This window comes from Paenisporosarcina sp. P5_A11, from assembly GCF_056400705.1.
On sequence record NZ_JBFUKT010000334.1, the window covers coordinates 1 to 1,639 of the forward strand.

2 protein-coding genes are annotated in these 1,639 nt (G+C 37.9%); both read right to left on the reverse strand.

Annotated elements, in window-relative coordinates:
- On the reverse strand, positions 1-471 hold a 471-nt coding region (locus tag AC1DOS_RS20030; RefSeq protein ID WP_477538895.1), incomplete at its 3' end, for a PolC-type DNA polymerase III N-terminal domain-containing protein.
- Positions 472-536: 65 nt separating this feature from the next.
- Positions 537-1,639 (reverse strand): proline--tRNA ligase (gene proS, locus AC1DOS_RS20035; protein ID WP_477538896.1); only part of this gene is annotated, 1,103 nt, incomplete at its 5' end.

The following is a 1,639-nucleotide window of genomic DNA, read 5'->3' on the forward strand; positions in this document are numbered from 1 at the left end:
ACCGTACGAGGAATAAATATCAGATATTTTAGAGGCATATTTATTTTTGAAAGTACGGAACTCGATTTCTTGAGCACATGTAAATTGGACTGTTTGTCCATTAAATGTCGGAAGTTGTGTAAGTAATCGCTCCCTAAGTGGTGGTGACATATCGTCAATTTCTTGTAATATAAAGGGCCAGTATGCAGCGATTGCTTGTTCTTCTACTTGAGGCTGAACACAGATAATTGATAATTTAATATCTGCAATGCCTGCGAACTTTTCACGCAAGCGCATATGAAATAACTGAAACATATTAAAAGGTAAGAGTTGCTCAACTTGAATGGTAAAGCGCCAAACACGTTCTTTTTTATGGACGGTCATTCGGCTTAAAGATGCAGATTCGAAATGAATCATATATTCATCAGCTGTCAGTTCTAACTGCTGCAATAATAGTTGTAAACGTCTTTTGGCATCCTGTTCGATTGTCATAACAATGCCTCCTTTCTTTCATAAGAAAAAGAAAGGAAGACCCGATTTCAAGGTCTTCCTTCTGATTAATCGTTTATTGACGAAAAGAAAGATTGAAGATGTTCAAGTACCTCTTCTTTTTTCCATTCAAATACTTCGCCAGTTTTACGTATTTTCACTTCGACTAAACCTTCTACTGCTTTTTTACCGACTGTTATCCGAATTGGTAATCCAATTAAATCAGAATCAGCAAATTTCACTCCAGCACGTTCTGGACGATCATCATATAAAACGTCAAAGCGATTTGATTTTAACATTTTATATAAATCATCCGCAAGTGTTACTTGTGCTTCATCTTTTGTGTTAATCGGCACTAAATGTACATCATATGGTGCAACGGCATGTGGCCAAATAAAACCTTTGTCGTCTTGGAACTGTTCTGCAACTGCAGCCATCACACGAGAAACACCTATACCATAACAACCCATTATGTACGGCTGTGAGCGTCCATTATCATCTAGGAAAGTTCCATTCATTGGTTCGGAGTAAGTTGTCCCAAGTTTAAAGACGTGTCCTACTTCAATTCCTTTAGCAAAGACGATTGTGCCTTTTCCGTCTGGAGATGGATCACCTTCCATAATAAAACGTAAATCTTCAAAATGATCAACAGTAAAGTCACGCTCTGCATTCACATTAACTAAATGGAATCCAGCTTCGTTCGCTCCACAAACCCCGTTACGAATTGCCGCAACAGCATGATCCGCAAGTACTTTAATACCATCTGGAATGTTAACAGGACCAAGGGAACCAGCTTCACAGTTTAACAATTGTTGAACTTCTTCTTCAGTTGCAAACTCCACTACTTTTGCTTGTAGTGCGTTTTTCACTTTAATGTCATTAATTTCATGATCTCCACGTGCCAAAACAATCACTAATTCTTCGTCAACATTAAACACTAACGTTTTGATAACTTGATGAGCGTCTTTGTTTAAGAAGCTTGAAACTTGTTCAATCGTTTTTTGGTCTGGTGTCGCTACTTTCTCGACATCCATGATTTCTTCTGTTGAAGAAGTATACGATACATTCACTTCGGCCATCTCAATATTAGCTGCGAAGTCTGATGCATCTGAATAAGCAATCGTGTCTTCTCCTATTTCAGAAAGCACCATAAATTCATGTGTATCTTTCC